Raw genomic sequence first — 17,279 nt, 5'->3', positions numbered from 1 at the left:
ATACCATCCCCTCCGGTAGCGGCGCGATTTATCGCGCGGTTCTGACGCCGGTGCTGAGAAACCTGCGCGATAAATCGCGCCGCTACTCGCCGCAAGTTCTCAACACTTCTGCTGATTTGTTAACCTAACAATGTTTGCATCAATAAGTTCAAAGCATCACGCTTTTGAGACTCATCATCTGGCTGCAGCAATAGATTCATTGTTTGATCGTTCAATTTTAGGTCAAAAAGTTCGATTCCCAACCAGCCTGATGACCAAAAATCTATAGTTCCAATTTTGTTCTTCCCTTCAAATTCAACACGCTCAAGATCTCCAAGATCGCCATTGCTGAAAGAACTATACTGAAGTTCATAGTTATCAAGTAGTGGAGCAAATTCATTTCTAAAAGCAACCATCTTCATGCTCAAACTCCAGCTATTTCTGATCAACAACCGTGCTGCTAGCGGCATTAGGCAATAAACTCCCCCTACTCCCCATCCCAACCCGCGTGCTTTAGCACGTTGTTATCCGCCGCCGCTACGTGAAAACTCACCGCCATTCCCCCCGCGCGTCTCGCAGAATTCACGTAGCGACGTCTGTGTTTTAACGGCATGACGATACATCGTTATGATTCTGCCGTTGCATCAAAAATGACGTACAACTTCCGCATTGGTGTGTCCATCACCCAAGTCCCCTGGGTATTGGCGGCGAAAAAAAAAGTATCACCCGGTTTAAAGGTTAAGGTGGCTTCGCCATCAGGCGTGAAGCTGCCAATACCTTCGAGGAAATGCATAATTTCCGCCTGTTTCACGCCACGACGATAACTGCCAGCGGTGCAGGCAAAGATACCGCTGTCGATATCTTCCTTGCCGGGAATCACCGTCTGCAAGCCGGAGAGTTGAATAGCATCGGTGCCAGGTACCCCTGCAACGCTGCCCCAATCTTCTAACGATTTAATCGATGCCGGTTGCGCTAATTTTTGCACTTTCATGTTAAAAACCACCTCGCTTTCATATTGTTAGGCTCCATCCAGCATAAGCAATACGTCAGATCGTTGAGGTGAGTTTTAACGCGTCAGAAGAAACTTTTAGCGGTATTTTCGCGCAGGTTTAGCAGAAACTGTTGTCTGATAAACAAGCCATTGCCGCCTGGCGATGGCTTGTTCCTGTAGTTACAGCGAAGAGATCACATCAGTACGTAAGTTGATGATGTGCTTACGAATCGAGGCGAGGCTTTTTTCCCGGTCGCCTTCACGCATGGCATTCAGCAGATCAAGATGCTCGGCATGATTCTCCTGCTGTCGGTGCAGTGGGCTGTGCAGGCGAAACAGACGAACATTAACACGCAGCCCCTTCAGAACCTGTGCCAACACCAAGTTACCGCTGGCTTCGGCGATGGTGTTATGCAGCTTTTCATCGAAGCGCCAATAAAGATGTTCCTGTTCGGTTTCGCTGGCAATCAGTTCCTGCAACTCTTTAATCAGGCTATCGAGGGTTGCAGCACCGATTTTATCCAGCGCTTTACCCACCGCTTCCACCTCCAACACCTCACGCAGTGCCATGGTATCCAGGTACTCTTTGATATCGATGGTGCGCACGGTGTAGGAACGGGCACCCCGCCTTTCCAGCAGATTTTCACCGGCCAGTCGCACCAGTGCCTCGCGCATTGGCGTGCGCGATACCTGTAACTCTTCCGCCAGGCGCGACTCCAGCATTTCACTGCTGCCGGGGATCTTGCGCTCAAGAATTAGCTCTTTCAGCAATGCATAGACCTGTTCAGACAGACTGGCTGATTTCATATACAACGGCTTCGCAGCCATAATCGCAGCAAGAGTGTGATCCTGATAGTCAGTCATCTTCACGCGGTTCCCAGGAGTAAAATTGGTTGTGAGTTTACCGGATTATCCTCTCGCAGGGAAAGGCACAGCACAGGGCAGAAACGTCCCGCTGCCGGTACGGCCCTGATACTCGCCGTCAGACCAGACTGTTTCCCCGCGCGAAAGCGTGATGGCGGGCCACGCCTGCACCCGTTTGCCCTCATACGGGGTATGATCGGCATTGGTGTGCAACTCGCTGTGAGTAATGGTTTTATCGAGATCGGTATCCCAAATCACCAGATCCGCATCGGAACCAGGAGCAATGCTACCTTTCTGCGGATAAAGACCGTAGAGTTTTGCCGGGGCGGTGGCCGTCAAATCAACAAAACGCTGCGGCGAGATGCGATTTTGCAGTACCCCTTCACTCATCAACAGCGGCAAACGCGTTTCCAGCCCGGCAATGCCGTTCGGCACCAGGTCGAAAGAGGCATTGTCGCCGTGCAGTTTCTTGCCGCGCGGATCATCAAAATTAAACGGACAATGATCCGAGGAAAAAATGGTAAAGGTGCCATTGGCTAAGGCATTCCACACGGCATTCTGGCTATCGGTATCACGCGGCGGCGGGCTGCAAATACATTTCGCGCCATGGAAACTGTCATCAATACCCAAGTCTTCGGCGGTGAGAAACAGATACTGCGGACAGGTTTCGGAGAAAATATTGATCCCCTGCCCGCGCGCCCAATAAATCTGTTCAATGGCGGCGCGGCTGGAGACATGTACCAACAAGATCGGCACATCAACCAACTCTGCCAGCGAAATCGCGCGATGCGTGGCTTCGCGCTCACCAATCGGTGAATGTGCCAAGGCGTGATAGCGCGGAGCGGTTTTACCCTGCTTTTTCAGCCGTTCGGTCAGCCAACTGATGCAATCATCATTCTCGGCGTGAATCATGGATATCGCACCCGCCTCACGTGCGGCTTCCAGCACATTGAGGATGTGATGATCGGTCAATTTTAACGCATCGTAAGTCATGTAGATCTTAAACGAGGTATAACCCTGCTGAATCACCTCGGGGATCTCGTCAATCACCGCCTGGCTGGCATCGGTAATAATGACGTGAAACGCGTAGTCGATACAGGCTTTGCCCTCGGCGCGCTGATGGTAAGCGGCGATCGCCTCCTTCAGGCTCTGCCCCTTAAATTGCATGGCAAACGGAATGACGGTGGTGGTGCCACCACAGGCAGCCGACCGGGTGCCACTGATAAAGTCATCCGCGCCTACCGAGCCATCGGTCGAGGGTTGATCGAGATGGCAATGGGCATCGACCCCTCCCGGCGTCACCATACGGCCCTCTGCATCGATCACCTGCTGCGCCAGCGCCGCATCCAGCTCGGCAGCAATCACACTGATGCGGCCATTATTAATACCAATATCACCACGATAGCGCTCAGATGCCGTCACGATGTCGGCATTTTTCACAATTAAATCATAGGATTTCATGGCTGCGTCTCCCTGGTATACGCGCTGGACACTTCTTTAAAGCTCGGCTGCGCCGGTTCGCTGGTGTGTGTGGCACTCTGGTAGGCTTTGGCGTAATGACGCTCGATCTTGCGCTGAATAAAGTCCCACAGCGTAGTGAGCAGCAGGTAATAAGTGGCGGCCACCATAAACAGCTCCAGTACCATGAACTGTTCCTGCATCAGGATCTGCGTGCGGCGTAATAACTCCTCGACCGAAATCACCGAGGCAATCGAGGTGGTTTTCAATAATCCGTTAAAGCTATTGCCCAGTGACGGCAGGATTAAACGCATGGTTTGCGGGAAAATCACATAACGCGCCACATTGAGATGATTGAAGCCGAGCGCTTTGGCAGCATTGATTTGCCCTTTCGGCAACGCCTGCACGCCACCGCGAATGATTTCTGCCAGATAGGCGGCCTCATTCAGCACCAACCCCATCACCACCGCTTCAATTACGGTAAAGCGGATGCCGATTTGTGGCAGGCCGGTATAGATGATAATCAACTGCACCAGTAATGGCGTGCCGCGAAAAACCCAGATATAAGCCCGTGCGATCTGATTAATCCAGGACCAGGGCGAGAGCCGGGCAAAGGCCAGTAAGATTCCCAGTACCAGCCCGCCAGCCATACCCGCCAGGGTTAACAGGACGGTATTCACCGCCCCCATAAAAATGAAATAGTTGGTGAGATAATGGAAGTACCCTTCCCAGCTCCAGCCCTGAATCATAATGAAATTTCCTTTACTTAAGAGTTGGGACCCTGAACACTAAAGGTTCCGGTGATCATCTTCGCGCCATACTTATTGAACAGCGCAGGCAAACTGCCATCGGCGTTCATCTGGTTCAGCACTTTGGCAGTGGCATCAGCCAGATGAGCATCTTTAAAGGCAATCGCCACCGGCGTCGGTTCAAGGCCAGAAATCACCTGTTTAAACATCCCTTTGTGCTGATAATCTGCTGCGACCGCATCAATACTGATCACCGCACTCACCTGCTGTGCACGTAAAGCCTGGAAGGCGACGGTGAAGTTATCAAAGGTATGGATATCAACCGGTTTGAGGCCTTTGGCCTCCAGCTCTTTGCTGATCTTACGGATGGTGGTCTCTTCAAAACCGCCGATTTCCACCCCAATACTTTTGCCCGCCAGATCCTCGACTTTCTGAATCTTGCCGCTGTCGGAAGGGACGACAGAGACGCTGATGGCCTGGCTTTCATACGGGATCATGTACATCATTTTGGCGCGCGCCGGGGTGAAGAAAATGCCGGTGTTGATCATGTCCCAGCGGCCACCTTGCAGACCGGGCACCATCGCGGAGAATTCGATGCGGGTATAGTCAGGTTTCAGGCACAGGCGTTTGGCAATTTCTTCGCCCAACTCGATACGCATCCCTTTTAATTGCCCTTCACCGTCAACATATTGCAGCGGTGGCAGTGTCGGGTTGGTAGACATTTTTAACTCACCTGCCGTCACCAGCGTTGCGCCTTGCACCGGGGTACAGGCGGCAAAGCTGGTCTGTGCCAACAGGCTACCGGTCAGAAGAGACGCAGCCGCTATCAAGGTTAATTTCGCGTTCATTTACATTCTCCGAATAAATAAAGATCAGGCCGGTTATCAGTGCTTGAAGCTGTTCAGCACGTTGAGTTTTTCTAATTCATGACGCAGCACTTGCTCTAAATCACTGGCGAGCGGCAGGCGCGGCGCGCGGGGGATGCCCACCTCCAGGCCCATCATCGCCAGACCCGCTTTGCTGGCCGCGACGTAATGTGGCCCGCCAACGGCACGCACCACGGGTAAGATTTTGTGATACAGCGCCAGCGCTTCATTGCGGTCGAGGCGATCGGATGCGGCTTCAAACATTTGCGCGCATTGCGCCGGTAACAGGTTTGAAGCCACCGCCACCCAGCCGCAGGCACCCAGCCAGAAGGATTCGTAACCGAGAATGCCAGCAAACACGTTCATACGGTCGCCGCACAGCTCGATGATGTCGCGCACGCGGGTTACCTCAAGGGTGGACTCCTTGATATAGCTAACGGTGTCGATCTGCGATAAACGCGCCACAGTTTTCGGCAGCAGGTCGACGTTGGCGGTGGCCGGGTTGTTGTAAATCATGATCGGAATCGAGATAGCCTCACCGACGGCACGATAATGGGCAAACAACTCGTCTTCATTCGGGCAGCTGTAAAACGGAGGGATGATCATCACGCCATCCGCGCCCATCGCTTCGGCTTCTTTACTTAACTCAACACATTCCGGCGTCCATTCCGCACCGGTTCCCATCAGCACCGGGACACGCCCTCTTGCGGTGCGAATCACCGTTTCGGTGACCAGTTGTCGCTCTTCACGCGTCATGGATAAAAATTCACCGGTACTACCCAGCGGGATAAGCCCATGAATTCCCTGTTCAATTTGCCAGTCGACTAATTTTTCCAGGGCTGGCACGTCAATTGCTAAACCATCCTGAGTGAAAGGGGTAATCAACACCGTATAAGTACCGCGAAACGCTGCCATATTGAGTTCCTTAAGAAAATACTTGATGCATACCGTTTGTATACCGTATACATACTGTATACACAAGCGTTGCTGGATCACAAGCGTTATGGAACTCAAATCACCAAATATCACCCCTGCGGGCGACAGCCTGACCATCTGGTTCGATGGCAAAGCCGTACCGGCACTGCCTGACGAAACCATTGCTGCCGCCCTTGCGCGGCAAAATATTGTGGCGATCCGCGAGGAGACACCGGGCGTAAAACGCGGCTTATGGTGTGGCATGGGTGCGTGCTACGAATGCGTGGTGCAGGTGGATGGCAAAGCATCACAACGTAGCTGCATGACGCTGGTGCAGGACGGTATGCAGGTGCAGAGCCAACGCGCCACTCAGCCCCCTTCAGCATCATTAGCGCCGCCACCGCACAACATCGCCCCGGAAACGCGCGAGTGTGATCTCCTGGTGTTGGGGGCCGGACCTGCCGGACTCTCCGCCGCACGCATCGCCGCCAGCGCAGGCGCAACGGTGCTGGTGATTGATGAACGCCCGCAAAGTGGCGGCCAGTTTTTTAAACCGCTGGCACCCTCCCATACCTTGCATGGCAAAGCGCCGCAGCAGTGGCGCGATGGCGAGAAGTTGCTCATCGCGACGCAGGCCGCCGGGGTGGAGATTCTGCAACAGGCCACGGTGTGGGCCGCCTTCTCCGCGCAGGAAATCGGGGTGATCTGGCGCGACCAGTCGTTATTAATTCGTCCTAAACAACTGATCATCGCCACCGGTGCCTATGAGCGTCCGGTCCCTTTTCCCGGCTGGACCTTGCCCGGCGTGATGACCACCGGCGCAGGCCAAACGCTGGCAAAAGCCTATCGGGTGATCCCGGGCGAAAACGTGGTGGTGAGTGGCAACGGGCCGCTCAATTTACAATTTGCCGCCGAGCTGGTTGCCAGCGAGGGTAAGGTGGTTGAGGTGCTGGAACGCGCCGCGAAACCCGGTATTCGCTTGTTACGCCAAATCCTGACCATGAGCAAACTGGCCCCCGAGTTATTGCTGAAGGGCCAGCACTACCTTGCTGTCCTGAAGAAAAACCGTGTGCCGGTCAGTTGGGGCTATGAAGTGATCGCTGCTCACGGGCAGGAACGCCTCGAACGCATCACCGTGATGCAGGTGGATGCAGCCGGGCAACGCATTCCCGGCTCCAGTCGCGAGATCCCATGCGATGTGCTCTGCCTGGGGCACGGTTTTATCCCCGCCACCGATTTAGCGCGCTCCCTGGGGTGTGAGCTGCAACTCGCCACCACGCCTTTCAGTACGCCGCTGATCAAAACCGATGAAGACGGTGCAACCAGCCTGCCAGGCGTGTACGTGGTGGGCGATGGTGCACGGCTGGGTGGTTCGCAGATTGCCCAGACGCGCGGTCAATTGGCTGGTTACCGCGCCCTCAGCGCGCTGGGGAAAACGGTCAGCGACAGCGATATCCGTCAGTTAAAAAAGCAACTTGCCCGAGCGACATCATTCCAACAAGCGCTGTGGCAGGTTTATCAGGCCCCCCCGGTCAGTCTGCAAACGCAGCCGGATGACACGGTAATTTGCCGTTGTGAAAACATCACCCTCGGCAGCTTGCGCAGTGCTATCCGCCAGGGCATCGATACTCCGGCGGCGCTGAAACGGAACCTGCGTGCCGGGATGGGGTTATGCCAGGGGCGGACCTGTGCCGGGATGGTGGCGCAGTTAGTCAGCGAAATGACGGGCCGTCACCAGCATACCGCTGGATTCTATGCCCCACGCTTCCCGGTACGACCGGTGCCCATTGCTGCCCTGACCTTTGAGAAACAGGAATGGGGCGGACACAAACCGGCCATTACCCCGAACCTGGCGCGCCCGGTCGAAAACGCCGTTTTAGCGCTGCAAAAAACCGAGGTGCTGGTGATCGGCGGTGGCGTGATGGGCAACTGTCTCGGCTATTACCTTGCCGCTGGCGGTGCAGATACCCTGGTAGTAGAGCGTGACGACATCAATTTACAAGCCTCCGGTGCCAACGCGGGGAGCCTGCATGTCCAACTGCTGTCATTTGATTTTGGTGCCAAGGCCGAGCAAGGCGGTGGCCCGGCCGCTCAAACGCTGCCACTCGGGCCGCTGTCGGTGCGGCTCTGGCAGGAACTGGAAACGGCAAGCGGCGAGTCGCTGGAGATCAAAATTACGGGCGGGCTGATGGTGGCCGAAACCGAGCAAGAGATGCGCTTCCTCGAGCAAAAGATCGCGCTGGAGCGCCGCTATGGCATCGACGCTACCCTGCTCGATGCCGCTGAACTGGCGCGGCTTTCCCCTCACCTGTCCCCGCAGCTGATCGGTGCTGAATTTTGTCCGATGGAGGGCAAAATCAACCCGCTGCGCGCCACTTACGTGGTGAACAAACTGGCGCGCGCTCAGGGAGCACGCTTCCAGCGCGGTACCGATGTGATGGCGATTGAACGGCTGCCGCACGGTGGCTATCGGGTGCAGACCAGTCGTGGCGTGATTGAAGCGCAGCGCGTGATAAACGCTGCCGGAGCCTGGGCGGCCAAAGTGGGTGAAATGGTCGGTATCAACGTGCCGGTGAAAGGTGCGCCGCTGCAAATGATCGTCACCGAGCGCGCCGTGCCACTGGTGGATCATCTGATTGCCCACGCCGGACGTCATCTCAGCCTGAAGCAGACCGCCCACGGTAGTTTATTAATCGGCGGTGGCTGGAGCGCACAATTTAACCCGGCCATGCGCCTGAATCAGCCCTCACGCGACAGTATTGAAGGCAACTTATGGGTTGCCAATCGCGTGCTGCCCGCCCTGAGCGGCCTGCACATGGTGCGCAGCTGGGCTGGGATGAATATCAATATCGATGGTGCCCCGATCATCGGTGACGTTCCCGGTCTGCCCGGTTTTTACAACGCCGTCACCTCTAACGGTTACACCCTGTCGCCGGTGGTAGCTCACAGTCTGGCGCAGTTAATTTTGCGCGGCAGCAGCGACATCGATCTGTCGCCTTTCCACCTTTCCCGTTTCGATAATCACAGGACCGCAGTCAATGAGTAAACAACGTGTCGCCACATGGATTGAAAGCCACTTCGCCCAACAGGTCGCCATGCTACAACGTCTGGTGCAGACGCCTTCCGATAATCCGCCGGGCGATTGCACCCCACATGCGCTGGTGACCGCGCAGTTGCTGCGTGACGCCGGGCTGGAGGTCGAGGCGTATAGCGTGCCGGATGAGGTGGTGCAGGCCGCGGGCATGCGCAGCGCCACTAACCTGATCGTGCGTCATTGTTTTGGTCCCGGGCCGACGGTGGCGTTGAATGCTCATGGTGACGTGGTGCCACCGGGCGGCGGCTGGAGCAAGGATCCTTATGGGGCCGAGATCGAAAACGGCTGGCTGTATGGTCGCGGCGCGGCGGTGTCAAAATCGGATATCACCACCTACGCCTATGCTCTGCTGGCGTTGATTCACAGCGGTGCGGCGTTAAACGGCACCGTTGAATTGCATATTACCTATGATGAAGAGACCGGCGGTGCTACCGGACCCGGCTGGTTGCTGGATCAGGGCATCAGCAAACCCGATTACGCAGTGTGCGCGGCACTGAGCTACTTTGTCGTCACCGCGCACAATGGTTGTCTGCATCTGGAAATTGCCGTGCGCGGGAAGTCCGCCCATGCCGCCTTCCCGGCCAGTGGCTGTGACGCCATTGAGGCCGGTAACCGCTTAATGACCGCGTTGTATCACTATCGCGATACGCTGGCGCAGAAACATTCTGCGGTGGTCGGTATCGACTCTCCCACGCTGGTGATTGGCCTGGTTGCCGGTGGCATCAATACCAACGTGGTGGCCGATAATCTGGTGATCCGTCTCGATCGCCGCATTATCCCGGAAGAACAGCCGGAAGCGGTCGAAGAGGAGTTGATGGCGCTGATTCGTGAGGTTGAACAGCAGCTCACTGGTATCACCTGTGATGTGAAACGTATTTTACTGGCACGTCCGTTCACCTCATCGCCCGCCAGTATCGAACTGGCGGAAATTTTCAGCCAGCAGGCCGCCGCCATCTTGCAGGAACCGATCCCGTTGGTGGGCCTGCCGCTGTATACCGATGCCCGCTTGTACAGTGCCGCAGGCATTCCGACCATTATGTACGGTGCCGGCCCCCGCAGTTTCCTTGAGGCTAACGGCCATCGCGCGGATGAACGCGTACACCTGGATGATTTACATCGCGCCACGCAGATTGTGGCAAATAGCCTGTTAACCCTTTTGCAGGAGAAATCTGCATGATCGCCATTGATAATCTGTCGAAATATTATGGTCAGCTACCGGTGCTGAAAAACTGCACGCTGAATATTAAGAAAGGCGAAGTGGTGGTGATTTGCGGCCCATCCGGCTCCGGCAAATCGACTTTAATTAAATGCATCAATGCGCTGGAACCGTTTCAGCGTGGCGAAATAAATGTTGATGGCATGAAATTAAGTGATAAAAAAACCAATCTCACCACCTTACGTCAACAGGTCGGTATGGTGTTTCAGTCGTTCGAGCTGTTTCCGCATATGACGGTGATGGATAATTTGCTGGTGCCGCAGATGCGGATTTTAAAACGCAATCGTGTTGAGGCATTAAGCAAAGCGCAGGAGTTATTGCAGCGCGTCGGGCTGGAACGCCATGGCCACAAATACCCGGCACAGCTTTCGGGCGGGCAACAGCAACGTGTGGCGATTGCCCGCGCGCTGGCGATGAACCCGAAAGTGATGCTGTTCGATGAGCCAACCTCGGCGCTGGACCCGGAGATGGTCGCCGAAGTGCTGGCGGTGATGGCGGAGCTGGCAGCGGAAGGCATGACCATGTGTTGTGTCACCCACGAACTGGGGTTTGCGCGTAAGATTGCCGATCGCGTTATCTTTATGGATGGCGGCGAAATTATTGAAGATGCCGAGGCAGAAACCTTCTTCACCGCACCGGCCTCGCCGCGTGCGCGGAACTTCCTCGATCAGATCATCCAACATTAATCAGCACAAGGAGCAACATGAAAGCACGCCACTTGCAGGAAAACTCGGTACGGTACTTTCTTGAAGTGGTGCGCTGCGGCTCGCTGAGCCTGGCGGCACAGAAACTGAACGTCGCTGCGTCAGCGATCAGTCGCCAGATCAGTGGACTGGAGGACCGACTGGGGGAAACCCTGTTCGAACGCCGCAAGGAAGGGATGATCCCCACCGCCGCCGGTGAACTGCTGGCGGCGTGGGCGATCCGCACACAGCTGGAAAGTGAGAAAGTGCTGCACGAACTGGCGGAACTGAACGGGTTACGTAAGGGTGAAGTGCGTATCGACAGCTCTGCGGGTTTTAGCGTCGATTTTTTGCCGATGATGATCGCATCTTTTCGCCGTCACTATCCCAATATCCACTTTCGCCTGCATGTCACCCATGCCGAAGAGGTGGTACGACGGCTGCGCGAGGGAGAAAGCGATCTCGGACTGACCTTCAGCCAGATCCCGGAAGAGAATATCCATGTCGCCTGGCGGTTGCAGTCACGGCTGGTGGCGGTGATGCCGCCGGATCATGTGCTGGCTAAGCGCAGCGGTCTGCAATTGTCGCAGCTCAGCGGCTATCCGCTGGGGCTACCGGAACGTCCGATTATGTTGCGCCGCCTGTTCGATGCCTGTTGTAGCCGTCTGGGCATCAGCATCTCCCCGGTGTTTGTCACCAACTCCATCAGCGCCCTGCTGGCCTTTGTGCGTTATGAACAGGGCGTGGTGGTGGCTTCTGAAATGACCGTGCGTGAGTATATTCGTGCCCACAATCTGTGTGCCGTTCCGCTGGTGGGCCAGGATCTGCACGGTATCAATATTGAACTCAATACCCTCGCGGGACGCAGTTTACCCAAAGCGGTGACGGCGTTTATCGATCATTTTATTCGTGAAATGGACGCTTCGCCGTTTATTTCTGCCGTCACATCATAACCTCACCTTATTACTGATGCGCCTGAAGTGGGCTAGTTAAACCTTTAAGGATAACCATAGCTTATCAATGGGTTATCTTTGCCTTTTTGATATCACTGACGTGAAAAAGTTGAAATGGTGATAACCCTGAACGCATGGCAGGATGAATTTCCGTTGCGAAATTCAATTCACCGGTAATTAAGGAACAGCCATGCGAGATTCATCGTTCTACCGGCATTGGGTGGTTATTTTGCTGTATATCGCCTGGTGTATTGCTTTTATCGATCGCGTTGTTTTGAGTATGGGCGCACCGGCGCTCTCCGCTGAAATGCACCTCAGCCCGTCCGAGTTGGGTTTGGTATTAAGCGTGTTCTATTTTGGCTTCTGGTTGATGCAACTGCCGGGCGGCTGGCTGGCCGATCGTTATGGTGCCAAGGTGGTGGTGATTATGGCGATTGGCTTCTGGTCATTGTTCACCCTGCTGACCGGGCTGGCCTGGTCGCTGGCCTCGCTGCTGGTGATTCGCCTGCTGTTTGGTCTGGGTGAAGGAGCCTTTCCCTCAGCCGCCATCAAGAACGCGGCGGAAAACTACCACGCGGAACAGAAACCCAAAATCACCTCGCTGCTGGTCTCATCAAATTACATCGGCAGTATGATCGCCCCGTTGTTGATTGCCCCACTGCTGCTGCATTTCCACTGGCGTCACACCTTTATGCTGATTGGGATTTTGGGATTGGTGTTTGTCCTGATATACAGCCTGACAGTCCGTAACACCCCGGTCAGCGATAGCCAGCAACGTCAACGTATCAACCTGAGCGACGTCAAAAGCGTGATGAAGCATCCGCTGTTATGGAAAATCGCGGCGGTGTGGTTTGGCCTCAGTCTGATCAATAAAGGTCTCGACTCGTGGATGCCGGTTTATCTGATGACGGAACGCCACCTTGATCTCAAAGCCGTCGGTATCTTGTTGCCGATCCCCTATCTGATGGCGGGCATCGCTACCGCCATCGGCGGTTGGGTGATGGTGAAATTCTTTAATGGCCGCGAGAACCTGATGCTGCTGTTCAGCGCATTATTTACCGCCATTGCCATCGGCTGCATGTACCGCGCCGAAACCCTCACTGGGGTGATCGTCGCGCAGGCGTTTACCTATTTCTTTAAATCGTTTGTGCTGGCGATTGCTGTGGCGCTGCCCACCAAAATTCTGGCCCCGCGCATGGTCGGTTCGGGCATTGGGGTGATCAACTTCGGCGGCCAGGCAGCCGGATTTATCGCACCGCTGGCGATCGGCCTGATGGTGCAACATTTCAGCTTCGGGTCGGCCTTCCTGTTCCTGATGGGCGCGGCGCTGTTCTCAACGCTGATGAGTCTGACAATCCGTACCGAGAAAACCAATACCCAAGTCATCGTGCCGGCTCCATAGCGGCGTAATATAAAGGAACTGACGATGGAAACGTTATGTGACCTCCCGGCGAGCGAAGCCCGTCGATTGATTGGGGACAAAAGCATTGCCCCCAGTGAGTTACTTGAAAGCTGCATCACCCGTATTGAACAGGTCAATCCGGCCATCAATGCCATGGTCGCCTGTGATTTTGCTGCCGCGCGTGCCAACGCGCAGGCGCAGGATAAGGCTGTTCTGCGCGGCGAACCGCTTGGCCCGTTGCACGGTTTACCGCTCGGCGTCAAAGATATGATTGATGCGGCGGGTCTTCCCACCACCTTTGGCAGCGTGGCGAAACGCCATAATCTCGCGCAACAGGATGAACGTCTGGTGGCGGTGCTGCGCGCCGCCGGAGCCAATGTGGTGGGCAAAACCAACGTCCCCGAATGGGGTGCGGGCGGCAACTCACGCAACGCGGTGTATGGCACCACCGGCAACCCGTTCGATACCACCCGTTCGGCAGCAGGATCATCCGGCGGCTCAGCCGCTGCGCTGGCCTGTGGCATGGTATCGCTGGCCACCGGTTCCGATACCGGCGGATCACTGCGCAATCCGGCGGCGTTTAATGGTGTGGTGGGCTTCCGGCCCACGGCGGGATTGATCCCGGCGGAAAAACGCGGCTGTGCCTGGTTGCAAATCTCCACCCTTGGGCCGATGGGGCGCACGGTGGATGATGCCGCGCTGATGTTGAGCGTTATGCAGGGAGCAGACGCCCGCGATCCGCTTTCCCACGTGGTGCCGGGACGTCAGTTGCGCCAGCCGCAGGAGTTTTTCCCGCTGCCAACGACCGATTTGTCGTCATTGCGTCTCGCCTGGAGCAGCGATTTTGGCTTCGCGCCCACCGAACAGGGCGTGGCAGACAGTTTTCGCCAAAAACTCACCCATATCACCCCGTTATTTGCCCGGGCCGAACAGGCGACACCCGATTGTCAGGGGGCAAATGAAGCGTTCGAAACGCTGCGCTCGCTGCTGTTTCTCACCGGTACCCGTGAGTTGTATCAGCAGAACCCTCACCAGGTGGGCGAGAATGTCCGGATGAACATTGAGGAAGGCTTGCGCTACAGTGCTCTGGACATTGCCCATGGTCTGGATCTGCAAACCCAGCTATATCGCCGTTGGGAAGCCTTTTTCCACGACTATGATTATATGGTGTCACCGGCAGTCACCATCAGTCCGCGCCCGTGGACCGAACTGTATCCGCGCGAAATCAATGGGCAGCCAACCCGAACCTACTATCACTGGCTGGCGTTGGCCTATGTCACCTCGCTGGCCGGACTGCCCTCCCTCTCCTTACCGCTAGGCAAGGATGCACAGGGCATGCCGTTTGGTTTACAGATCATCGGCAAACGCGGTGATGACAGCGGCGTGCTGCGCGTGGCAAAAGCACTGGAACAGAAATTTCAGCGAACCAGCCAGCTGGCGCGGCCAGTGCCGGACATTGCTGCATTGCGGCAGGCCGCGCCTATTGCCAGCATGGCGGATTTTTATCTCCCTTTAGGTCAGTAAACGAGGATCGTATGAATTTACCTTTTTCCAAAGTCCGCCTGGTCGGCGACCAGGTGTGGTTATCCGGCGTGATCGGTTTCGAAGCCGATGGCTCGCTGGCGGCGGAAGTCAGTCGCCAGACTGACCGCGTCATGGCGACCATCGAAGCCACTTTGCAAGAACAAGGCTGTACCCTGGCAGATATCTTCTCCTGTACCGTTTATCTGACCGACGCGGACCTGTTCGCTCCCTTTAACCTGGCTTACGCGAAGTGGTTTAGCGATCCGTTACCGGTGCGCACCACGGTACTGGCGGGGTTAGTGTTGCAGGAAGCCCTGCTGGAAATGACTGTGGTGGCGCAGAAACCCAAAACGGAGTGAGTCGATGGCCCATGATGTGTTAGTGCTGGGCGCGGGGATGGTCGGCGTTAGCTGTGCCCTGCACCTGCAACAGCGCGGCTACGATGTCGCGCTGCTGGACCGGCGCGATCCCGGCGAAGAAACGTCTTACGGCAACGCGGGGATTATCCAGCGCGAAGCGGTGCATCCTTACGCCTTCCCGCGTGATATCAAAACCTTGTTTAGCGTGGCGGGCAATCGCCGTCTTGATGTGCGTTATCATCCGCGCGCCATCCCGGCGCTGGCCGCGCCGCTGCTGCGCTACTACGCGCGTTCGGCACCCCAGGCCTATGCCCCGATTGCGGCGGCTTACGCCTCACTGATCGCGTTATCCATCGACACCCATGAGGCATTGCTTGCTGCCGCAAACGCCCGACATTTGTTGGGCGAACGCGGCTGGTTAATGCTCTTTCGCACTGATAAACAGCGCGATGCCGCGTTTCACGATGCTGACAAGCTGCTGGCGCTGGGGGTCAACCATCGCAAACTGGATGCGACCCAATTGCGTGCCACCGAACCCGCCCTGCGGGCTGATCTGAGTGGCGCGGTCTACTGGAGCGACCCGCTGACGGTGCGCGATCCGGGCGCGCTGGTGCAAGCCTATGCGGCCTTGTTATTTGCTCGTGGTGCCGCCTGGCATCAGGGCAATGCACAGACGTTGCAGCCGACCGCTGACGGGGGCTGGCAGGTACAAAACCAGCATGGTGAAGCCGTGAAAGCGCGTCAGGTGGTGGTGGCGCTCGGTCCCTGGAGTCCGCAGTTAACCGGCGATTTTGGCTATCGCCCCCCGTTATTCGTGAAGCGCGGTTACCATCAGCACTTCCAGCCGGTTGCCGGAGCCACTCCGCGTCACTGGATGCTGGATGAAGAACGCGGATATCTGGTGGCACCGATGGCGCGTGGGCTGCGTATCACCACCGGCGCGGAACTGGCACATATCGATGCGCCCGCTACCCCCCATCAGCTCAAGGCCGTCACACAGGTGGCGCGCCAACTGATCGCGCTGGGCGATCCGGTTGAAGCACAACCCTGGAAAGGGGCGCGTCCCTGTATGCCGGACATGAAACCGGTGATTGGTGCCGTGCCGGGTCAGACTGGCATGTGGTGTGCCTTTGGTCATGGTCATCAGGGGTTCACCCTCGGCCCGGCTACCGGGATGTTGCTGGCAGAAATGATGCATGGCGAACGCAGCAGCATTGCGATGGAGCCATTTAGCCCGGCAAGGCGTTTTTGATCACACGCGTCACATCCCTTTCAGCAATTCGCGCAAAATATTCCTGACCCCGGCCACCGCCGGGTCTCTCAGGCTGTCAGTACGCCAGGTCAACTCAATGGGATATTCGGGTAAGGCAACCGGACAGCGGAAGAGCTGCAAATCAAACATCGCCGCCATTGCCTGAGCGGCATGGCTGGGTAACGTCACAATCGAACGCGAACCTTTGATCAGATAAGGCACCGCCGAAAAGTGGGTCGCCGCCGCTTCAACCGTGCGTTTCAGGCCCAGCTCAGCCAGCACTTCATCAACGATCCCCACCACGCCCCCCGAAGAGATCAGAATATGTTGCAGTTGGGTGTAGTCACTCAGCGTCAATTCACCCGCTGGCGGAGTAAAGTCGAGCAAACAGGCGTAACCACTCACCCCCACTAACTCTTTACTCAGCGCCGCCGAATGACCACTGCCAGCGGTCACGGCCAAATCAACCATGCGGTTCATCAACATTCCGCTGACGATGCGGCTGTGAATTTGCCGGAAAATCAGCCGCAAGCCGGGATATGCCAGTGCGACACGGTTGATCAGCGGGCGTGCCAGGGCAATTTCATACTCGTCAGACCAGCCCAGCACCAGCGTTCGGCCATCAAATTCCGCCCGCTCACGCTGCGCCAGCGCCAGGCTCTGGCGGCAACGATTTAGCGCTTCGCTGACGATGGGTTTTAACTCCTCGGCGCGGCGGCTGGGACGCAACCCCCGCCCGGTGCGATCAAACAGGTGATCGCCATAAATTTTCCGCAGCCGGCCCAGCGCAGCACTGACGGCAGACTGGGTGATCCCCAGACGCAGTGCGGCCCGGCTGGCGCTGCCCTCTTCATACAGGGCTTCGAATACTTTGAACAGATTCAGGTCAAGCGACTCGATATTAATTTGGTTCATATCTGTTAGTCGGTAAGCAGGATTGATTCATAGTACTACACCAAGGTATATCTTGGCTT

General features: G+C 56.3%; 16 protein-coding genes. 8 read left to right on the top strand and 8 right to left on the bottom strand.

The annotated features are described in order from the left end of the window. Positions 1-119 precede the first annotated feature (119 nt). The 7 genes from PAT9B_RS09730 to PAT9B_RS09700 all read right to left on the bottom strand — a co-directional run bounded on the left by PAT9B_RS09730 (position 120) and on the right by PAT9B_RS09700 (position 5,822). Positions 120-401, bottom strand: a complete 282-nt coding sequence (locus tag PAT9B_RS09730; protein ID WP_013509089.1) for a hypothetical protein — start codon at positions 399-401, stop codon at positions 120-122. A gap of 203 nt (positions 402-604) precedes the next feature. Beyond that, complete coding sequence (locus PAT9B_RS09725; protein ID WP_013509088.1) at positions 605-970, bottom strand: cupin domain-containing protein; 366 nt, start codon at positions 968-970, stop codon at positions 605-607. Positions 971-1,150: 180 nt separating this feature from the next. Next, positions 1,151-1,834, bottom strand: a complete 684-nt coding sequence (locus PAT9B_RS09720; protein ID WP_013509087.1) for a GntR family transcriptional regulator — start codon at positions 1,832-1,834, stop codon at positions 1,151-1,153. A gap of 45 nt (positions 1,835-1,879) precedes the next feature. Continuing rightward, entirely contained in the window at positions 1,880-3,295 is a 1,416-nt protein-coding gene (gene hydA, locus PAT9B_RS09715; protein WP_013509086.1) for a dihydropyrimidinase, read from the bottom strand. Further along, on the bottom strand, positions 3,292-4,041 hold the full coding sequence (locus PAT9B_RS09710; RefSeq protein ID WP_013509085.1) for an amino acid ABC transporter permease: 750 nt from the start codon (positions 4,039-4,041) through the stop codon (positions 3,292-3,294). Before PAT9B_RS09710 ends, hydA begins: the two co-directional genes overlap by 4 nt. 17 nt (positions 4,042-4,058) lie before the next feature. Next, complete coding sequence (locus PAT9B_RS09705) at positions 4,059-4,889, bottom strand: ABC transporter substrate-binding protein (RefSeq protein ID WP_013509084.1); 831 nt, start codon at positions 4,887-4,889, stop codon at positions 4,059-4,061. A gap of 36 nt (positions 4,890-4,925) precedes the next feature. Beyond that, on the bottom strand, positions 4,926-5,822 hold the full coding sequence (locus PAT9B_RS09700) for a dihydrodipicolinate synthase family protein (protein ID WP_013509083.1): 897 nt from the start codon (positions 5,820-5,822) through the stop codon (positions 4,926-4,928). A gap of 88 nt (positions 5,823-5,910) precedes the next feature. On the opposite strand from PAT9B_RS09700, the gene PAT9B_RS09695 reads away from it, so the two are divergent. The 8 genes from PAT9B_RS09695 (at position 5,911) to PAT9B_RS09660 (ending at position 16,305) form a co-directional block, all read left to right on the top strand. Beyond that, entirely contained in the window at positions 5,911-8,868 is a 2,958-nt protein-coding gene (locus PAT9B_RS09695) for an FAD-dependent oxidoreductase (RefSeq protein ID WP_013509082.1), read from the top strand. Further along, positions 8,861-10,093: a M20/M25/M40 family metallo-hydrolase gene (locus PAT9B_RS09690; protein WP_013509081.1), complete on the top strand. Its 1,233-nt coding sequence runs from the start codon at positions 8,861-8,863 to the stop codon at positions 10,091-10,093. Before PAT9B_RS09695 ends, PAT9B_RS09690 begins: the two co-directional genes overlap by 8 nt. Continuing rightward, a complete protein-coding gene (locus PAT9B_RS09685; RefSeq protein ID WP_013509080.1) occupies positions 10,090-10,818 on the top strand; it encodes an amino acid ABC transporter ATP-binding protein in 729 nt (242 codons plus the stop codon). The genes PAT9B_RS09690 and PAT9B_RS09685 overlap by 4 nt, the downstream gene beginning before the upstream one ends. A gap of 17 nt (positions 10,819-10,835) precedes the next feature. After that, positions 10,836-11,768, top strand: coding sequence for a LysR family transcriptional regulator (locus PAT9B_RS09680; protein ID WP_013509079.1), 933 nt, complete (start codon positions 10,836-10,838; stop codon positions 11,766-11,768). Between the two features lie 190 nt (positions 11,769-11,958). Next, complete coding sequence (locus tag PAT9B_RS09675; protein WP_013509078.1) at positions 11,959-13,170, top strand: MFS transporter; 1,212 nt, start codon at positions 11,959-11,961, stop codon at positions 13,168-13,170. A gap of 24 nt (positions 13,171-13,194) precedes the next feature. Further along, positions 13,195-14,694, top strand: a complete 1,500-nt coding sequence (locus PAT9B_RS09670) for an amidase (protein WP_013509077.1) — start codon at positions 13,195-13,197, stop codon at positions 14,692-14,694. 11 nt (positions 14,695-14,705) lie between these two features. Beyond that, the gene (locus PAT9B_RS09665) at positions 14,706-15,053 is read left to right on the top strand and encodes a RidA family protein (RefSeq protein ID WP_013509076.1); all 348 of its coding nucleotides are present in this window, start codon (positions 14,706-14,708) and stop codon (positions 15,051-15,053) included. A gap of 4 nt (positions 15,054-15,057) precedes the next feature. After that, on the top strand, positions 15,058-16,305 hold the full coding sequence (locus PAT9B_RS09660) for an FAD-binding oxidoreductase (RefSeq protein ID WP_013509075.1): 1,248 nt from the start codon (positions 15,058-15,060) through the stop codon (positions 16,303-16,305). Between the two features lie 9 nt (positions 16,306-16,314). Here PAT9B_RS09660 and PAT9B_RS09655 read toward each other — a convergent pair whose 3' ends face one another. Beyond that, complete coding sequence (locus tag PAT9B_RS09655) at positions 16,315-17,220, bottom strand: LysR family transcriptional regulator (protein ID WP_013509074.1); 906 nt, start codon at positions 17,218-17,220, stop codon at positions 16,315-16,317. Positions 17,221-17,279 lie beyond the last annotated feature (59 nt).

This window comes from Pantoea sp. At-9b, from assembly GCF_000175935.2.
GTDB lineage: Bacteria > Pseudomonadota > Gammaproteobacteria > Enterobacterales > Enterobacteriaceae > Pantoea.
Note: the sequence above shows the minus strand (reverse complement) of the source record. Positions and strands in the feature narration are given on the sequence as shown.